Origin of the sequence: Anaeromassilibacillus sp. D41t1_190614_C2 (assembly GCF_015558525.1) — a bacterium.
GTDB lineage: Bacteria > Bacillota > Clostridia > Oscillospirales > Acutalibacteraceae > Anaeromassilibacillus > Anaeromassilibacillus stercoravium.
Genome location: NZ_JADMOD010000017.1, coordinates 24114 through 42563 on the forward strand (window position 1 = coordinate 24114; position 18450 = coordinate 42563).

The 18450-nt window shown below is 48.6% G+C and carries 16 protein-coding genes and 5 pseudogenes; all 21 read left to right on the forward strand.

Annotated features, from left to right (window positions below):
• Positions 1-18: 18 nt before the first annotated feature.
• The 21 genes and pseudogenes from I2G69_RS12200 (at position 19) to I2G69_RS12310 (ending at position 18449) form a co-directional block, all read left to right on the forward strand.
• Positions 19-1518, forward strand: a complete 1500-nt coding sequence (locus I2G69_RS12200) for an ATP-dependent nuclease (RefSeq protein ID WP_195560838.1) — start codon at positions 19-21, stop codon at positions 1516-1518.
• A gap of 148 nt (positions 1519-1666) precedes the next feature.
• On the forward strand, positions 1667-2986 hold the full coding sequence (gene istA / locus I2G69_RS12205) for an IS21 family transposase (RefSeq protein WP_195560839.1): 1320 nt from the start codon (positions 1667-1669) through the stop codon (positions 2984-2986).
• A gap of 94 nt (positions 2987-3080) precedes the next feature.
• Positions 3081-3788, forward strand: a pseudogene (locus I2G69_RS14325) (ATP-binding protein).
• Between the two features lie 184 nt (positions 3789-3972).
• Positions 3973-4236: pseudogene (locus tag I2G69_RS12220) on the forward strand (VirD4-like conjugal transfer protein, CD1115 family); the annotation flags it as partial.
• Positions 4237-4303: 67 nt separating this feature from the next.
• A pseudogene (locus I2G69_RS12225) lies at positions 4304-4432 on the forward strand (Maff2 family mobile element protein); the annotation flags it as partial.
• Positions 4433-4819: 387 nt separating this feature from the next.
• Positions 4820-6738 (forward strand): annotated as a pseudogene (gene tet, locus I2G69_RS14330) (TetM/TetW/TetO/TetS family tetracycline resistance ribosomal protection protein).
• A gap of 190 nt (positions 6739-6928) precedes the next feature.
• Entirely contained in the window at positions 6929-7795 is an 867-nt protein-coding gene (locus tag I2G69_RS12240; protein WP_070087584.1) for an AraC family transcriptional regulator, read from the forward strand.
• A gap of 211 nt (positions 7796-8006) precedes the next feature.
• Positions 8007-8381 (forward strand): sigma-70 family RNA polymerase sigma factor, encoded by a 375-nt coding sequence (locus tag I2G69_RS12245; RefSeq protein WP_204245260.1) that lies wholly within the window; start codon positions 8007-8009, stop codon positions 8379-8381.
• On the forward strand, positions 8378-9196 hold the full coding sequence (locus I2G69_RS12250) for a TrmH family RNA methyltransferase (protein ID WP_070087583.1): 819 nt from the start codon (positions 8378-8380) through the stop codon (positions 9194-9196). Before I2G69_RS12245 ends, I2G69_RS12250 begins: the two co-directional genes overlap by 4 nt.
• Positions 9197-9448: 252 nt before the next feature.
• The gene (locus I2G69_RS12255; RefSeq protein WP_070087582.1) at positions 9449-9871 is read left to right on the forward strand and encodes a sigma-70 family RNA polymerase sigma factor; all 423 of its coding nucleotides are present in this window, start codon (positions 9449-9451) and stop codon (positions 9869-9871) included.
• Positions 9864-10061, forward strand: a complete 198-nt coding sequence (locus I2G69_RS12260) for a helix-turn-helix domain-containing protein (protein WP_070087581.1) — start codon at positions 9864-9866, stop codon at positions 10059-10061. Before I2G69_RS12255 ends, I2G69_RS12260 begins: the two co-directional genes overlap by 8 nt.
• A 713-nt stretch (positions 10062-10774) precedes the next feature.
• Positions 10775-11173, forward strand: a complete 399-nt coding sequence (locus I2G69_RS12265; RefSeq protein ID WP_070087580.1) for a plasmid mobilization protein — start codon at positions 10775-10777, stop codon at positions 11171-11173.
• Positions 11145-12755 (forward strand): relaxase/mobilization nuclease domain-containing protein, encoded by a 1611-nt coding sequence (locus I2G69_RS12270; protein WP_070087579.1) that lies wholly within the window; start codon positions 11145-11147, stop codon positions 12753-12755. The genes I2G69_RS12265 and I2G69_RS12270 overlap by 29 nt, the downstream gene beginning before the upstream one ends.
• Complete coding sequence (locus I2G69_RS12275; RefSeq protein ID WP_070087578.1) at positions 12745-13131, forward strand: cysteine-rich VLP domain-containing protein; 387 nt, start codon at positions 12745-12747, stop codon at positions 13129-13131. Before I2G69_RS12270 ends, I2G69_RS12275 begins: the two co-directional genes overlap by 11 nt.
• A gap of 15 nt (positions 13132-13146) precedes the next feature.
• Complete coding sequence (locus I2G69_RS12280) at positions 13147-13998, forward strand: replication initiator protein A (protein WP_083262784.1); 852 nt, start codon at positions 13147-13149, stop codon at positions 13996-13998.
• On the forward strand, positions 13995-14837 hold the full coding sequence (locus tag I2G69_RS12285) for an ATP-binding protein (RefSeq protein ID WP_070087577.1): 843 nt from the start codon (positions 13995-13997) through the stop codon (positions 14835-14837). Before I2G69_RS12280 ends, I2G69_RS12285 begins: the two co-directional genes overlap by 4 nt.
• Before the next feature lie 14 nt (positions 14838-14851).
• Positions 14852-15040, forward strand: coding sequence for a transposon-encoded TnpW family protein (locus tag I2G69_RS12290; RefSeq protein WP_070087576.1), 189 nt, complete (start codon positions 14852-14854; stop codon positions 15038-15040).
• 111 nt (positions 15041-15151) lie between these two features.
• Positions 15152-16771 (forward strand): recombinase family protein, encoded by a 1620-nt coding sequence (locus I2G69_RS12295; protein WP_070087575.1) that lies wholly within the window; start codon positions 15152-15154, stop codon positions 16769-16771.
• Between the two features lie 89 nt (positions 16772-16860).
• Positions 16861-16953: pseudogene (locus I2G69_RS14585) on the forward strand (Maff2 family mobile element protein); the annotation flags it as partial.
• A gap of 73 nt (positions 16954-17026) precedes the next feature.
• Entirely contained in the window at positions 17027-17890 is an 864-nt protein-coding gene (locus tag I2G69_RS12305; RefSeq protein WP_002604481.1) for a VirB6/TrbL-like conjugal transfer protein, CD1112 family, read from the forward strand.
• A 10-nt stretch (positions 17891-17900) separates the two neighbouring features.
• Positions 17901-18449: an MT-A70 family methyltransferase gene (locus I2G69_RS12310; protein WP_002604480.1), complete on the forward strand. Its 549-nt coding sequence runs from the start codon at positions 17901-17903 to the stop codon at positions 18447-18449.
• The last annotated feature ends 1 nt before the right edge of the window (position 18450 follow it).

The following is an 18450-nucleotide window of genomic DNA, read 5'->3' on the forward strand; positions in this document are numbered from 1 at the left end:
ATAGTAGGAGGCACAACTATGGGAATTTTGCGAATGACTATACATGATATTAAGGGGATTGAAAACGGAATAGTAGAAATCCCCATTGAAAATGGTGTTTACTCTTTGGTGGGAAGTAATGGTGTGGGGAAAAGCACAATTATGTCCTGCTTTGCCCAGCTGTTGTCACGACACAACTTAGGTCAGCTTAAATCTGAAGATTATTCCGAAAGTTCCTATGTGGAATTTATATACGAGGGCCATGTGGATAAATGGACTTGTGAAAATGGCTTTTGGAAATGTGACACTTATCCGCATAGTTTAAGATTTAATGGAACGTACGAAGGAAGCCTTTTTTATGGAATGAGGTTTCGAGATTCAAAAAATGTTGATGATCTTATGAATGATGGAAAAATAGATGAAGATAGCATTGTGGATGCAGACTTATATATCTCAGAGTCCCTTGGTAAAATTCTGCATAACGACATTGGCTATTACCAAGGTTTAAAAAGAATAAGAAATAAGTATATATCAGAGCAGCTGGGTTTAAAAAACACTCCATATTTTAGAACTACTAAAACAGCACTAATTAGTCAGTATAGAATGAGTTCTGGTGAATGCTTATTAATTTCCTTATTGCACTTTATTTACAACTCTCTAATTAGGAGATCTTTACCAAGCGACAAACCGATCATTATGCTGATTGATGAAATAGAATTAGCGTTACATCCAGTCGCTATCAGTAATTTGTTAGATTTGTTATATAGCTTAGTTAAGGAATATAAGAATTTAACAGTTATAATTACTTCTCATTCACCAGAGGTTATTAGAAAAATTGCCCCTGTCAATTTGTTCAAAATTGAGCGTATAGACTCTGACCAAAATGAATTCAATATCGTTAATCCTTGCTATCCCAGCTATGCTATTCGAGACATCTATGTACATGATGGTTTCGATTTCCTTCTGTTAGTCGAAGATGAGTTAGCGAGGATAATTGTTAAAAATGCTATTGAAGAGTTAGGAATCAATAGAAGCAGACTTATCAATGTTTTACCTGTTGGCGGGTGGGAAAATGTTTTGAAATTGCAAAACGAAATTCTTGTTAACAATGTGTTGGGAGTAGGAAAACAAGTTTTTTCGATTTTAGATGGTGATGTTAAAAAGTGTATACCGAAACAATATAAATCTACCAAAAAGCTGTTCTTACCTGTTAGTAGTGTGGAAAAATACTTGAAAAAGATTCTTATTGATGAGCCAAATACACTAATAAAAAAGCGGATTAATGATTCACTTTTTACCATGAAGTCGTTAGATTCAATAATTGCTGATTATAGGATGTCAGAGGATGAAACGAAGAAATCCCTTGGAGAAAAGTATAAGGCTGATAACGATGGTAAGCGGCTATATAAAGTTCTTCTAAAAGATCTCGCAATTCGCAGTATTACGGAAGAACACTTTATTGTTTTCTTATATAAGATCATAAAAGAAAATGTGGATCTTACCCAATTTGAGCAATCTCTAATTGATGCAACAGAATAACAGTTTTTGTTTTGTTAGCGTCAGGCGATAATCGCCATTCCGGGTCAGGCGAAAAACGCCAATTTTGGTCAACTGAAAACAGCCATTTACAATATGAATAGTTCCTTTACACTGGAGGCGTAGCCAGCCCCCGGTGAAAGGAGATAAGATGAAACAACCCAATTTCGCAGCCATGTCCCCGGTTGTGGCAAAGGCCATTGAGCAGATGATGGCCGAGCAGGGAGACAAGTTCTCGCTGGAGAAGGTCAATCTTGCAGAGCTGGAGCGCCGTACCGGGATTTCCCGCGCCAGACTGCGCCGGATGAAGGAGCACGGCTTTGAGGACACTGAGCACGCCGCAAAGGGCCGGAAAGCGAGCACCACGCTCCTGAGCGGCTATACAGGTATCCTGGATGGTCTGCTGAAGAACGGCGTGACAAACTCCGCTGTGTGCCTCAGCAGGCTCCGTGCAAACGGATATACTGGCAGCCAGACCACGATTAAAAACTACATCCTGGCGCACCAGCATCTCATTCCGCCTGCTCGCTATGCGGTTGCTCCGCAGGGAAACCGTGGGCGGCGGTATACCACCGGCCCCGGAGACGCGTTCCAGATGGACTGGGGCTTTACCAAGGTCCAGTCTTTCACCGGAGAAGAATACTCTGTTGCCTGCTTTGCTATGGTCTGCCACCACTGCGGTGAGCGGTATGTGGAGTTCTTCCCCAACGCCAAGCAGGAAAACCTGTTCATTGGTATGCTCCACGGGTTCCGGTACATGGGCGTCCCTCAGTATATCCTTACGGACAACATGAAAAGCGTGGTTATCCGGCGGGACCAGGACGGGCATCCCCTTTGGCAGAAGGACTATGAGCAGTTCATGCGGACTGTGGGTTTCCAGACTAAGCTCTGTAAGCCCCGCCACCCCTTTACGAAGGGCAAAGTGGAGCGCCTGGTCCGTTTCGTGAAGGACAACTTCCTGGCCGGGCGGAGTTTTTGGAATGTAACCGATCTAAACCTCTCCGCGCTGGACTGGTGTGACGAGCAGAACACCACCTTCCACCGGGGATTGGGTATTCCGCAGGACATCCACAGGGAGCGGTGTGGCTCTGTGGTTACGAAACTGAACGACAGCCCTGAATTGTTGCTCTACCTTTGCCCTGAGCGGAGGATTTCCTTTGACGGGTTTGTGAACTACGAGGGGCGGCGCTTTGGCGTCCCCTACGCCTATGGCGGCAAGACGGCCCGTGTTATGCGAAACGGTTCCTGCCTTTATATTTACTCCGCAGATATGGCCCGCCTGCTCGCTACCCATGAAGTGACCTGGGCTTACCAGGACAGCTTCTGTGCTAACCAGTATGCGTTCCCAGAGCAGCCGGAGGAGTTTCCCTCCATGCCGGTGAAAACGGTGATTAGGCAGCTCCCGCAGACCTCCACCGACCTCTCCTTTGAGAAGTTTAACTTCACCAAGGAGGACGACGAGGATGACTGACTCTCTGTTTGAAGCGGTGGCCCATGCCACCCGTGAGCTGACAAAGTATGGTTTCTCCACCCAGGAATTTGCAATGCTGGTACAGCAGCACAACATGACCGATGCTGAAGCCCTCGCCGTGGCAAAGGTATTTGACTATCTCCTGGAAAAGAGGGAGCGTTCCACAGTGGATTTCCTGCTCCGCACCAGCCACCTCCCACTGAAGGTCCCCAAGACCTTTGACAACTTTGATTTCAGCCGAGTCACCGGAAAGAATGTTGACAAGCTCCGTAGCCTCCCCACGCTGTCTGCCCTCTATGCTCACAAAAACCTTGCCTTTATTGGACGGCCTGGTACGGGCAAGACCCATCTGGCCCAGGCTTTTGGGCGTACCTGCTGTGAGCATGGATTTAGGAGTTACTTCATTAAGATGACAGAGCTGCGGGACCGCATGACTTCCGCACGCCGTTCCGGCCGGGAGAGCAACCTTCTGTCCTACCTTGTCCGCCCTTCCTGCCTGATTATTGATGAGGTGTGACACTGTGAGTTTGACAAGGAGAATACCCGGCTGTTCTTTGACATGGTGGACCGCCGCTACCAGAAGGAGGGCTACTCCAACATGGTCTTTACCAGCAACCGTGACCCTGCTCAGTGGAAGGAGAACTTCTGCGAGAACGATGCTCTCCTGTGCGCCTTGGACCGCATCTTTGACGATGCTGTGGTCTTTACCATTAAGGGGGAGAGCTTCCGGGGCAGGAAGCTGGAGACGGTTGCCTTGCGTACTTCTACTGGCTCACCGGCTGACCCGCAGCAGGCCGGGTAAACAATACTACCTGGGGGCTGGCTACCCCAGATTGGTGATTTTCGTTTGACCAAAATTGGCGATTTTCTCCTGACCCAAAATGGTTAATTTCTCCCGACCCTAACAGTTTTAAGCAAATGCCCCTTCTTCAGAAATGGAGAAGGGGCATTTGCTTACACATTTTGAATTCATCACTTGACATTGTGGCAAAGAGTTGATGACACAGGACGAAATCGCAGTTATGGACGGAGGAAAATGTATTTTGCAGTTGCGCGGCGTGCGCCCCTTTTTCAGCGATAAGTACGATATAACGCAGCACCCGAACTACAAATACCTTTCCGACTTCGACAAGAAAAACGCTTTTGACGTTGAACGGTATATGTCCACCCGTCCGGCAATCGTAAAGCCCGACGAACCCTTTGACATATACGAAATAGATTTGTCCGACGAGGACGCAGCCGCCGAATAAAAACGGCGGCATTTTTATTTCCAACAACATTTTTTGAGCCGTTTTAGCGGCAGAAAGCGAGGTTTATATGGATTTTTTCAACAGCGCAGTTGACGTATTGCAGACTTTGGTAATCGCGCTTGGCGCAGGACTTGGCATTTGGGGCGGCATTAACCTCATGGAGGGGTACGGCAACGATAACCCCGGCGCGAATGCTCATGTGTCATAAAGAAACACACAAGAGATTGATAGACAGCAGCCTACTATTCCGTAAATTTTGTTTCAGGACTTTCTTTTTCAATGCCGATATGCTATAATATTTCTATTCCAAGTAAGGAGTTAAAAATATGCGGCAAGGTATTCTTAATTAACTATAATCAAATAGTGGGAACAAAGAATTGTAACCGTCCCTTGCAAGGGGCTTAGTTTTTTGTACCCTTTTTAAGAATACTTTTGCCTTATATATTTGACATATCAAAAGAGCGACCGCTGCTTGCAGTGCGTTGTATGTATGTGTATGTCTATTCGCTATATCCCCAGCGGTAAAAGTATTTTGCTGCTGGGGATTTTTATGCCCTTTGGGGGCTGAATGGAGGACAAACACATGAAAATAATCAATATCGGCATTCTTGCTCATGTAGACGCAGGAAAAACGACTTTGACAGAAAGCCTGCTCTATACCAGCGGAGCCGTTCCGGAATTAGGGAGTGTAGATAAGGGAACAACGCGGACAGACACCATGCTGTTGGAACGCCAGCGTGGGATTACCATTCAAACGGCCGTCACTTCTTTCGGCTGGAAGAATTATAAGATCAATATTGTCGATACCCCCGGCCATATGGACTTTTTGGCGGAAGTATATCGCTCACTTGCTGTTCTTGACGGAGCAATTTTAGTAGTTTCCGCAAAGGACGGCGTGCAGGCACAAACACGGGTACTGTTCCATGCGCTCCAGAAAATGAAAATCCCAACGATTATTTTTGTAAATAAGATAGACCAGGAGGGCATTGACTTACAGAGCGTTTATCAAAATATCAGAGAAAAACTTTCTGATGATGTCATGGTTATGCAAGATGTTTCGCTCACTCCGGAAGTGTCTCTGACAGACATTGAGGATATAGAAAAATGGGATTCTATTATTGCTGGAAATGATGAACTTTTGGAAAAATATATTGCGGGGGAACCTTTGAAAATACAAGATTTACAGAGGGAGAAATGCAGAAGAATGCAAAACGGTTCCCTGTTTCCTATTTATCATGGGAGTGCAAAGAACAATATCGGAACTGAAAAGCTGATTGAAGTGATTGCAGAAACATTTACTTCTGGTGCGGACAACGATCAATCCGAGCTATGCGGAAGCGTTTTTAAAATCGAGTACACAGACCAGAAAAAGCGGCTCGTTTATTTGCGGTTATACAGCGGGACACTTCATTTACGGGATACGATTCTCCTGCCCCAAAATCAAAACTAAAAATCACAGAAATGAGGATTCCGTCAAACGGAGAGATTATACCGGCGGACACAGCCTGTTGCGGAGAAATTGTTATTTTGACCAATGACACTCTGAAGCTGAATGATACTCTCGGAAATGTAGAACTTTTGCCGCGCAAGGCATGGGAAAAAAATCCGATTCCTTTGCTTCGGACGACGGTGGAGCCGCAAAATCAGGAACAAAGAGACCTCCTGCTGAATGCCCTGACGGAAATTGCAGATACAGATCCGCTGTTGCATTACTATGTGGATACGATAACGCATGAAATCATCATTTCTTTTTTAGGAAAAGTCCAGTTAGAGGTTGTATGCTCTCTGTTAGTAGAGCGATACCATGTGAACATAAATGTGAAAGAACCTACGGTCATTTATCTGGAAAGGCCATTAAAAACAGCCAGTTACACGATTCATATTGAAGTGCCGCCGAATCCGTTTTGGGCATCCATTGGCTTAACTGTAACGCCACTTCCTGCCGGAAGTGGAACCCGGTTTAAAAGCAAAGTATCTCTCGGCTATTTAAACCAAAGTTTTCAAAATGCCGTTATGGAAGGGGTGCGTTATGGAATGGAGCAAGGCTTATACGGTTGGGAAGTGACAGATTGTGAAATTTGTTTTGACTATGGAGTTTATTACAGTCCAGTTAGTACCCCCGCAGATTTTCGTTCCCTTGCTCCTATCGTGTTAGAACAGGCATTGAAAAGAGCAGGAACACAATTATTGGAACCATACCTTTCCTTTACCCTTTTTGCACCGCAGGAATATATTTCACGGGCTTATAATGACGCACCGAAGTATTGTGCAGTGATTGAATCAACCTTGCTTAAAAATGATGAAGTTATTTTTACGGGAGAAATCCCCGCCCGCTGCATCGGCGAATATAGGAATGATTTAAATTTTTATACAAATGGGAGAAGCGTCTGCCTTACCGAATTAAAAGGGTACCAAGAAATTTCCGGGGAGCCTGTATTGCAGCCACGCCGTCCTAACAGCCGTTTAGATAAGGTTCGGCATATGTTTCAGAAAATAACGTAATATTTTGTGCGTTATCACGGATAAAAATCTTTGAATATAAGGAGAGTCTATGTTAGTTTTGTTTTCAAGTCGGTTTTGTGTAAACTTATATTGAGCAAACGGCCTTTATTTATAACCCGACTAATTTTGTATGCTAATGTCGAACATATCTTTCTAAATTGTGATATTCTTATTCGGAAGGAGGGGCAATGTGTTAAAGAAATTGAATGACGCGATGGACTATATTGAAGCGCACCTGGAGGACGAGTTTTTACTTGAGAAGATTTCTGAGCATATAAATGTTTCAGATTATCATTTTAGAAAAATATTTTTTGCGCTTACCAATATGACGCTGAATGAGTATGTAAAAAACAGACGACTTTCAGAAGCTAACAAAGAATTGTTGCAGGGGGCGCAGGTAACAGATGTCGCTTATCAATATGGGTATCAATCCGTAGACGGATTTACACGTGCCTTTAAAAAATGGAGCGGTATCTTACCGTCACAAGTCGCAAAGTTGAAACAATGTAAATCATGCCAAAAGTTACAATTTGTTGTAACTATGAAGGGAGGAACTTTAATGGAATATAAAATTGTTGAAAAACCTGCTTTTACGTTTGCAGGTGTAAGTAAACGAGTGCCGTTACAATATGAGGGAGTAAACAACGCTATTTTGGAACTGGCACAAAGCATAACACAGGAACAGAAAGAAGAAATGCACCGGTTGCAAAACATTGAGCCATATGAAACTGTAAATGTTTCCTATGAATCAGATACGAACTTTCTTGAAGAAGCTGGTGAATTAACGCATTTAATTGGAGTTTTAACAACTAAAAATGACATTAGCAGTAATCTGGACACATTTCCTGTTAAAGCTCATACGTGGGCAGTTTTTCCAAATGAAGGAATCTTCCCGTTTACTTTGCAGGATACAATGGCAAGAATCTACTCCGAATGGTTTATGACGGCAGATTATGAACTGGCAGAGCCGTTTTCTTTCTCTTTTACAAAAATGGACGACAAAAAGCCCAACTACGCATACAGTGAAATTTGGATTCCAGTAACAAAAAAAGAATAAGCAATTACACTCAAATAGGAAAGCCAGCCGAGCCAGCGGGCAGTCAAGATAAACGGCGCATATGCGCCGCTGTTGACAGCCCCGCCCGCCTTTGCTGGTAGGCAATCAAGGGGCGACAGCAAGGGGTGCTGCCGCCCTCTGATATTATAAATGAAACCCGTCAACCATACAACAACGCCCTATGTGGGAGAAAGGGGGAATCATCTATGCCTTGCACAGAAGCATACAAAGAACACATCATGTACACGTTCAATGGCTTTGCAAGACCGTCATACACTATGCGGCTATCAACGCATGGCGTGACAGGAGCAGACGGCGGCAAAAAGAAATATCCCTTGAATACCTCACAGAAGAAAAGTTTTACCCTTTAGGCACAACAGACGAATATTTTGAAGCACCCCATGAAGAACACCCTATAACGATATGCGGTCAGGCAGTTATCCTCACCAATGGAAAACTTGCCGCCGTCCTGTTATCCCTGCCACAGAAAAACCGGGAAATCATTTTCCCTTATTTTTTCAAAAATGGGCTTACAATGGGTGAAAAATTCGAAAACCAAAGTATGATGAGGCAGGTATTGAAATGAAAGTTGTTTCTATATTAAATAAAAATAATGATTACCAGAGATTTGAAGTATTGAAGCATAATCGAAATAAAAGATATAAATATAATCAATTTATTGTTGAAGGCGTAAGAAGTTTAAATGAAGCGGTTAAAAATAACTGGAAGATTATTTCTTTTATTTATGACAAGAATAATCTGTCAGGCTGGGCAAAACATATGATAGAAACAGTAAAAACAGAAGTCAATTATACTCTTACGGCACAGTTGCTAAAGGAATTAAGTGGAAAAGAAGAAACTTCTGAATTATTGGCTATTATTGAAATGAGGGAAGACAGGTTAGAAAATGTTGCGTTATCTTCCAATCCATTTATTGTGTTATTTGACAGGCCCTCTAATAAAGGAAATTTAGGTACGATGATACGTTCATGTGATGCGTTGGGAGTAGATATGTTGATAATTACTGGACATGCGGTTGATTTGTATGAGCCTGATGTAATTGTTTCGGCGATGGGTTCTTTTTTCAATCTTCCGGTGATTCGAATCATTCACAATGAGGATTTATATAAATTCGTTGAAAGCCTTAGAATAAAATACCCTGGCTTTAAGATCATAGGCACAACAGCCCACCACGAAAAGCCTATCTATCATGAGGACTTGAAAACCCCGGTTATGTTAATGATGGGAAATGAAACCATGGGATTAAATAAGGCATTTAAGGAATATTGTGATGTTTTATGTACGATTCCTATGGCTGAAGATTCCTATGCCAGTTCTTTCAATGTCAGTTGTGCTGCATCTATAATGATGTATGAAATAGTAAGACAACGAATGAATTAGACAGCATAACCCTTTTGAGAGTGAGCCAGAGAAAAGGGAGGAGCAGGCGTTCTACCTCAAAAGTCTGCAAATAAAAAAAGAATAAGCAATTACACTCAAATGGCAAAGCCAGCCGAGCCAGTCAACAGTCAAGATGAACGGCGCATATGCGCCGCCGTTGACAGCCCCGCCCGCCTTTGCAGATAGGCAATCAAGGGGCGACAGCAAGGAGTGCTGCCGCCCCGCACTATTATTCAGAGAGGGGGAATTTCCATGACCGAAGATGAAGCCTACAAAGTGCATATCCAGTACACATTCAATGCCTTTTGCAAGATTGTCATTCGTCACGCAGCCATAGATATAATCTTAAAGCTGCGCCGGAGGTGGGAACGGGAAGTTTCTCTTGACTATCTGATGAATGAGAAGTTTGTCCAGCTTGCCGAACCGGAGCAGCTTGAAGAATATCTTTTTACCGCCTGCGGCCAGACCGCCGTTCTGTACCATGCGGAACTTGCCGCCGCCCTTGCCCTCTTGCCGGAGCAGACACAGGAAGAGATTTTCCGTTACTATTTCCTGCGCCAGCCGCAGCGAGTGATCGGCGTACATATTGGCCGGACACGCAGCACAGCGGGGCGGCATATCCAGCTTGCCTTGCAGCGGCTACGGCGGCTCATGGAGGGAAAAGACCATGAGTAAACTTCTCCCCTATGAAACAATCGTCAAAGCCCATGAGGGCGACCCGGACGCAATCGACACCGTCCTTTCCCACTATGCCGGATATATCCGCTACTTTTCCAAAGTACACGGTCAGGTTAACGCCGAGGTTGAGGAATATGTGAAGCAGCAGCTAATCTCCGCACTATTCAAGTTTCGCTTTGACCGATAAGCCCCAAAACTGAATACCAGCCGCCCACCAGCGGCCAGTGAAAGCAGTAAGTCTGAAAAAGATTTGCTGCTTTTTTTGTTGTCCATTTGGCAAAATCGCAAAGTCACCCGTAGTAGGTAGGTGAAGCCAGAAAAAGCTGCCTGCTCCGTTTGGCAAATTTCAAAACGCAGTGTTGTAGGGAGTGAAAGGAAAAATTCTCTGCCCCGTAGGTTGCCAAAATCCTGTTTCCCGGATTACTAAGGCAAAAGAAAATTTGAAAAATCCCCGGACAGCGGGTAGCTGGCGGCCTTTTGAATGTATCTTTGGCGAAAGAAAAAAAAGACCGCGCACAGCGGGCTGAAAGCCCCGCCCCGTTCGCTCTATGTACGGAAAAGCCCGGACAGGGGCAGTCTGCGGCTTACTAAGAGCAAGTTTCTACCACGGTGCCAAAATCCGCAATTCTGCGGTTTTGCCCCTCGCGGGAAACTTGTTGGGGAGTGCCTTCCCCAAACCCTGCTATACGCCCTTACGGGCGAAAAAGCTGAAAACAGTTTTTGTTATTTTCCAAAAAGTTGCCCAATGGGAGGTATAGAGGGATTTTTCTGCCGAAATGCAAAAAAAAGTTTTTGTAATTTCCCGAAAAGTTAAGCAATGGGAGGAGTGAGAGGAAATTTTCTCCGCCCAAAATCCGAAAAAAGTCAGCAATAAGAATAGTGAGAGGAGGTTTTCAGCCTATGCGAAAGAAATACAACACGCCCCACCGCAGCCGCGTTGTGAAAACCCGGCTGTCCGAAGATGAATACGCCGACTTCACAGCGCGGCTTGCGCCCTATGGTATCAGCCAGTCGGAATTTCTCCGGCAGGCGATACGGCGCACGACCATACGCCCCGTTGTCCATGTATCGGCGGTCAATGATGAACTGCTCTCCGCTGTCGGGAAGCTGGCCGCCGAGTACGGCAGGATCGGCGGCAACCTCAATCAGATTGCCCGGTATCTGAACGAGTACGGCTCACCCTACAATGCGCTGTCCGGCGAGGTACGCGCCGCCATAGCCGACCTTGCCGCCCTCAAGTATGAAGTCCTCAAGAAAGTAGGTGACGCAGTTGGCAACACTCAAGCATATCAACTCTAAAAACGCCGACTACGGAGCCGCCGAACAATATCTTCTCTTTGAGCATGACGAGTTTACCATGAAGCCCGTCCTTGATGAAACCGGCAGGCTTATCCCCCGCGAGGACTACCGGCTGTCAACGCTGAACTGCGGCGGGGAGGATTTTGCCGTTGCCTGTATGCGGGCAAATCTCCGCTATGGGAAGAACCAGCGGCGGGAAGATGTGAAAAGCCACCACTATATCATCAGCTTTGACCCACGGGACGGGCCGGACAACGGCTTGACCGTAGACCGGGCGCAGGCATTGGGCGAGAAGTTTTGCGCCGAGCATTTCCCCGGCCACCAAGCCCTTGTATGCACCCACCCGGACGGCCACAACCACAGCGGCAATATCCATGTGCATATCGTCATTAACAGCCTGCGGATAGAGGAAGTACCGTTCCTGCCCTACATGGACAGGCCAGCCGACACGAAAGCCGGCTGCAAGCACCGCTGTACCGACGCTGCCTTGCGCTACTTCAAATCCGAAGTCATGGAGATGTGCCACCGGGAGGGGCTTTACCAAATCGACCTCTTGAACGGCAGCAAGAACCGCGTGACCGACCGGGAGTATTGGGCGCAGAAAAAGGGACAGGCTGCGCTGGACAAGCAGAACGCCCCCATGATTGCAGGCGGTATCACGCCCCGGCAGACCAAGTTTGAAACGAACAAGGAGAAGCTGCGGCAGACCATACGGAAAGCCCTTGCCACCGCCGCCAGCTTTGACGAATTTTCCTCTCTGCTGCTGCGGGAGGGCGTGACCGTCAAGGAGAGCCGGGGGCGGCTGTCCTATCTCACGCCGGACAGGACAAAGCCCATTACCGCCCGGAAGCTGGGCGACGACTTTGACCGCACCGCTGTCCTTTCCGTTTTGGAGCAGAACGCCGCCAGAGCCACAGAAAAGGCCGCAGCCATACTCGAATACCCCCGGCATGGGAACACAAAAGCCCCACAAACCGCCCCGAAGCAGGACGGTGTGCAGCGGCTTGTGGACATTGAGCAGAAAATGGCCGAGGGCAAAGGCCGGGGCTATGAACGCTGGGCGACCATGCACAACCTCAAACAAATGGCCGCGACGCTGAATGTGTATCAGGAATACGGCTTTACTTCCCCGGAGCAGTTAGAAGCCGCCGTTGATACCGCCTATCAGGAAATGCGCCAGACCAGCGGCGAACTGAAAGCACTGGAAACGAAGCTACAAGGGAAAAAGGAGTTGCAGCAACAGGTACTTGCCTATGCCAAGACCAAGCCCACCCGCGACGGGCTGAAAGCGCAGAAATCCGAGAAAGCCCGCGCCGCCTACCGGCAGGCAAACGAGAGCGATTTTATCATAGCCGAAGCCGCCGCCCGGTATTTCAAGGCGCATGGCATCACCAAGCTGCCCGCCCGGAAAGCGTTGCAGGCCGAGATCGAGCAGCTTATCTCCGAGAAAGACGGCCTGTATAACACCTACCACGAACAGAAACAGCGGTTCAAGGAGTTGCAGACCGTCAAGCGGAACATCGACCAGATTTTGCGCCGGGAGGAACCCCACCGCAGAAAGGAGCAGAGCCATGAGCGATAACCTGCCCCGCATGGACTACCGCCAGCACCGGCGGGCGCGGCGGCTGGTACATGAGTGCTGTAACTACGACGAGGGAAACTGCCTGCTGTTAGACGACGGGGAGCCTTGCGTGTGCGTCCAAAGCATTTCCCTTTCCCTCATGTGCCGCTGGTTCCGTGTGGCTGTCCTGCCCCTTGACGGGGAACTGGCCGCAGCCCTCTTGTACCGGGGGAGCCGGAAACGGTGTGAGGTCTGCGGGGCGGCATTTGTCCCCAAATCCAACCGGGGAAAATACTGCCCCGACTGCGCCGGACGCATGAAGAAACTCAAAGCCGCCGAGAGAAAGCGGAAACAAAGGCAGAAATGTCACGCTTTAGAGCCTTTCAAACCCGCATGAATCAAGGTTTTTTTCGTGAGTGTCAAAGGGTACGCGATACATTTATCCTTTTCCCCCGGAAACGCCGTTCTAAGGCGTGACAAAACACCACAATCAACCCGAACACAGGGAGGTGATACTATCGCTGATTATATCATGGCAGACACGCCGCTGCCTATCTATCTGCCCTACCCCCGTTTCCTGCTGAAAATGGAGATTTCCCAGACCGCCAAGCTGCTGTATTCGCTGCTGTTAGACCGTTCCACACTCTCCCAGAAGAACAAGTGGCAGGACGACGAGGGCAGGATATATATTATCTATCCAATCGCGGAGATAGCCGAAATACTGGATAAGGGCAGCACCACCATAAAGGGGGCGCTTAATGAACTGGACATGGCGGGGCTGCTGGAACGGGAACGGGGCGGCTTCTCCGCACCGAACCGGCTTTATGTCAAAGTGCCGCGAGTGCCACAGGTACAGTTTTCCGACCAACTGATGGCCGGAAATCCGACCCTCATAGAGCCGGAAAACCGTCCTACTGATGGTCAGAAAACCGACCTTATGATGGTCGGAAAACCGTCCCCTAACCAAACTACTATAAACAACCTTACAGAGAGCCAAACAAAGGGAGTGAGTGGGGAGCCGCCCGCGCCCTATGGCCGATACCAGAATATTTTTCTGTCGCAGACCGAATACGACGAGTTGCAGGCAGAGTACCCCGACAGGCTGGAACGGTTCATCGAGGAAATGAGCCGCTACCTTGCCGCCAACGGGAAAAGCTACCAGAACTATGCCGCCGCCCTGCGGATATGGGCGGGGAACGACAAAAAGAAAGCCCCGAAAAAGGGCATACCAGACTACTCATGCAAGGAGGGCGAGAGTTTATGAAGAACGAAATCAACGCTGTTTTGGAGAATATGACGACCACCGCCCCGGAGCCGGAGGACTACACCGGCGAGGACGGTTTACTGTACTGCGGCAAGTGCCGCAAGCCGAAAGAAGCCTATTTTGCGCCGGATAAGGCCGCTATCTTTGGCCGTGACCGTCACCCGGCAGAGTGCGACTGCCAGAGAACCGCCCGCGAGGAACGGGAGGCCGCCGAGAAGCGGCGCAGGCACCTTGACACCGTGGAAGAACTGAAACGCCGGGGCTTTACCGACCCCACCATGCGGGACTGGACTTTTGAGAACGACAACGGCAGGAACCCGCAGGCCGGGATTGCCCGCCGGTATGTGGAGCATTGGGCGGATATGCGAGCCGACAATATCGGCTGCCTGTTCTGGGGCGGCGTGGGAACCGGGAAAAGCTATCTTGCGGGCTGTATCGCAAACGCCCTCATGGAGAAAGAAATCCCCGTCCACATGACGAACTTTGCCCTTATCCTCAACGACCTTGCCGCCAGCTTTGAGAACCGCAACGAGTACATTTCCCGCCTTTGCCGCTATCCGCTGCTTATCATTGACGACTTCGGCATGGAGCGCGGGACGGAATACGGGCTGGAACAGGTTTTCAATGTGATTGACAGCCGTTACCGCAGCAGCAAGCCGCTGATCGTCACGACCAACCTCACGCTGGACGACCTGCGGAACCCGGAGGACACCGCCCATTCCCGGATTTATGACCGCCTGCTTTCCATGTGCGTCCCGGTACGCTTTACCGGCGACAACTTCCGGCAGGAAGCCGCGCAGCGGAAAATGGAGAGCATGAAGAAACTGATTACCGACTGAAAGGAGTATTGCCTATGGCAGATAACAAGCAGCCCGACACCCGCACCACCCGCCGCCCCGACTGCGTGACGGAAATCCGCATGGGCAATTCCGTCCTTGTCGTGTCCGGCTATTTCAAGAAAGACACTACCACCACCGCCGCCGACAAAATGGCGCGGGTACTGGAAGCGGAAGCCGCTGCTACACAAAAACCGGCAATTTGACAAATCATAAAGAAGCAGATTTTACACTTTTGCCGCTATACAGCCCGCCCTATTCCGTGGTACAATGAAACCACGGAATAGTGGGGCTGGCTGTCGGAAACGGAGGATTTTATGTTAAGACAAGCCACCCAAAACCTCATTACCGCCCTTTATCCGAGATTGTCCCATGAGGACGAGTTGCAAGGCGAGAGTAATTCCATATCGAACCAGAAAAGGATTTTGGAAACCTACGCCAAGCAGAACGGCTTTACTAATCTGCGCTGGTACACCGACGACGGCTTCTCCGGCGCGAACTTTCAAAGACCCGGTTTTCAAGCCATGCTTGCAGACATTGAAGCCGGGAAAGTCGGAACCGTCATAGTCAAGGACATGAGCCGGTTAGGGCGAAACTACTTGCAGGTAGGGTTTTACACGGAAATGCTGTTCCCTCAAAAGGGAGTGCGTTTTATCGCTGTCAACGACAATGTGGACAGCGCAAACGGCAGCATGGACAACGATTTTACCCCTCTGCGAAATCTGTTCAACGAATGGCTGGTGAGAGATACGAGCAAGAAAATCAAGGCAGTAAAACGAGCAAAAGGCATGAGCGGCAAGCCTGTTACCAGCAAGCCGGTCTATGGCTACCTCATGGACGAGGACGAGAACTATATCGTTGACGAGGAAACCGCGCCGGTTGTCCAGCAGATATACCAGCTTTGCCTTGCCGGGAATGGCCCGACCAAGATTGCCCGTATGCTTACGGAGCAGCAAATCCCCACGCCGGGGACGCTGGAATACCGCAGGACAGGCAGCACACGCCGCTACCACCCCGGCTATGAGTGTAAATGGGCGACAAACACCGTCGTTCATATCCTCGAAAACCGGGAGTACACCGGCTGTCTGGTAAACTTCAAGACGGAAAAGCCCTCTTACAAGGTCAAACACAGTGTAGAGAACCCCGTGGAGAAGCAGGCCATTTTTGAGAACCACCATGAGCCTATCATAGACCGGGAAACATGGGAGCGCGTGCAGGAGTTACGCAAGCAGCGCAAACGCCCGAACCGCTATGATGAAGTGGGGCTGTTCTCCGGTATGCTGTTCTGCGCCGACTGCGGCCATGTGATGTACCAGCAGCGGTATCAGAACAAGAACCGCAAGCAGGACTGTTACATCTGCGGCAGCTACAAGAAGCGCACCCGCGACTGTACGGCGCACTTTATCCGCACCGACCTGTTGACCGCCGGTGTCCTCTCCAATCTCCGGCAAGTGACGGAGTATGCCGCCAAGCATGAGAGCCGCTTTGTGAAGCTGCTTATCCAGCAGAACGAGATCGGCGGCAAGAGAAAGACCGCCGCAACCACCAGGCAGCTTGAACAGGCGCAGGAGCGCATTGCCGAAGTGAGCCGCATTATTAAGCGGCTGTATGAGGACAATGTGAACGGCAAAATCAGTGACGAGCGTTTCATGGAACTGTCAGCAGACTATGAGCAGGAACAGCGGGAACTGAAAGACCGCGCCGCCGCTTTGCAGGCCGAACTGGACAAGTCGCAGGCCGCCACCGTCAACGCGGAAAAGTTTATGGGTATCGTCCGAAAGCACCTTGCCTTTGAGGAATTGACCCCCACCCTCTTGCGGGAAATGATTGAAAAAATCGTCGTGCATGAGTGTAGCTATGACGAGAACGGCACCCGCAGGCAGGACATTGAGATTTATTACAGCTTTGTCGGCAAGATTGACTTGCCCGAAGCCTAACGCCCGACCTATCCGACACAATGGCCAAGTGCCGGATAGGAACGGCAAAATTTTTTACATTTCTATTACTTCTTTATCGCACATCAGTAAAGTCGCAGGGCATGAAACAGTTGATGGCGGGCGGCGGCGTTGCCCTTATCGGCCTTACCCTTGTCCCGCTGCTCTCCGGCCTGTTTGGATAATGCCACAAACTAACACTACCCGCCGCGCTCTCCCGCTTCACGCGGGAGGGCGCGGGAAAGGAGGGATTAGCTTTTGATATGGCAGATGATTGAAGATTGGTTTCGCGGCATTTTGACAGACGGAATACTCTCTAATCTCTCCGGGCTGTTCGACAGCGTAAATACAGAGGTTGGAGAAATCGCAACGCAAGTCGGCACAACCCCCGCCGGGTGGAACGCGGGCATATTCAATATGATACGCAGCCTATCGGAAAACGTCATTGTGCCGATTGCGGGCGTTATCATTACCTTTGTCATGTGCTACGAACTAATCCAGCTTGTAATTGAGAAAAACAATCTGCACGATCTCGACACTTGGATTTTCTTCAAGTGGATTTTCAAAACCTTTGTTGCGGTGCTGCTGGTAACAAATACTTGGAACATCGTCATGGGCGTATTTGACATTACACAGAGCGTCGTCAACGACAGCGCGGGCGTTATCATATCCGACACAAGCATAGATATTGCAACCGTTATCACCGATATAGAAGCAAAGCTGGACGCTATGAGCGTCGGCGGGCTTTTGGGGCTATGGTTTCAATCACTCTTTGTGGGGCTTACCATGAAAGCGTTGTCTATCTGTATCATGCTGGTGGTGTACGGGCGCATGATTGAAATATACCTTGTAACGAGTATCGCCCCTATCCCCGTTGCGACAATGGTAAATCGTGAATGGGGCGGCATGGGACAGAACTACTTAAAATCCTTGCTTGCCCTCGGTTTTCAGGCTTTTCTAATTCTTGTGTGCGTCGGTATTTATGCGGTTTTGATACAGACAATCGCAGCAACCGATGACATATCCGGCGCGATCTGGTCTTGCATGGGCTATACCGTCCTCTTGTGTTTTACGCTTTTCAAAACGGGAAGCCTTGCAAAATCCGTATTCAGCGCGCATTAAGGGGGTGCAGATGAAGAAATACAAAATCATTTACGCCGATCCCCCTTGGAGATACGCGAGAAGCAAGGTACAGGGCGCAGCGGAAAAGCACTATCCCACTATGAGTATTGAGGAACTTTGCGCTTTACCCGTCAAAGAAATTGCGGATAAGGACTGTATTTTATTCCTATGGGCGACGTTCCCGCAGCTTAAAGAAGCGTTGCAGTTAATCAAGGCTTGGGGATTTACCTATAAATCCGTTGCCTTTGTATGGTTAAAGCAAAATCGGAAATCGCCCACTTGGTTTTATGGCTTGGGCTTTTGGACGCGAGGAAATGCGGAAATCTGCTTGCTTGCTACCAAAGGACACCCGAAGCGACAATCAAACAAGGTACATCAATTTATTATTTCCCCTGTTGAGCAGCACAGCAAAAAGCCGGATATAACGCGGGAAAAGATACTTGCCCTTATGGGCGACCTACCGCGTATTGAACTGTTTGCAAGGCAGCATACCCCTGGTTGGGACGTATGGGGAAATGAAATCAAAAGCGACATACGGTTTGCCGGAAAGGAGGTTTGAA

Coding starts and splice junctions, on each gene's coding strand:
- I2G69_RS12285 (WP_070087577.1), top strand. CDS start 13,995: ATGAAGAACGAAATCAACGCTGTTTTGGAGAATATGACGACCACCGCC.
- I2G69_RS12255 (WP_070087582.1), top strand. CDS start 9,449: ATGACCGAAGATGAAGCCTACAAAGTGCATATCCAGTACACATTCAAT.
- I2G69_RS12295 (WP_070087575.1), top strand. CDS start 15,152: ATGTTAAGACAAGCCACCCAAAACCTCATTACCGCCCTTTATCCGAGA.
- I2G69_RS12250 (WP_070087583.1), top strand. CDS start 8,378: ATGAAAGTTGTTTCTATATTAAATAAAAATAATGATTACCAGAGATTT.
- I2G69_RS12290 (WP_070087576.1), top strand. CDS start 14,852: ATGGCAGATAACAAGCAGCCCGACACCCGCACCACCCGCCGCCCCGAC.
- istA (WP_195560839.1), top strand. CDS start 1,667: ATGAAACAACCCAATTTCGCAGCCATGTCCCCGGTTGTGGCAAAGGCC.
- I2G69_RS12310 (WP_002604480.1), top strand. CDS start 17,901: ATGAAGAAATACAAAATCATTTACGCCGATCCCCCTTGGAGATACGCG.
- I2G69_RS12275 (WP_070087578.1), top strand. CDS start 12,745: ATGAGCGATAACCTGCCCCGCATGGACTACCGCCAGCACCGGCGGGCG.
- I2G69_RS12260 (WP_070087581.1), top strand. CDS start 9,864: ATGAGTAAACTTCTCCCCTATGAAACAATCGTCAAAGCCCATGAGGGC.
- I2G69_RS12265 (WP_070087580.1), top strand. CDS start 10,775: ATGCGAAAGAAATACAACACGCCCCACCGCAGCCGCGTTGTGAAAACC.
- I2G69_RS12200 (WP_195560838.1), top strand. CDS start 19: ATGGGAATTTTGCGAATGACTATACATGATATTAAGGGGATTGAAAAC.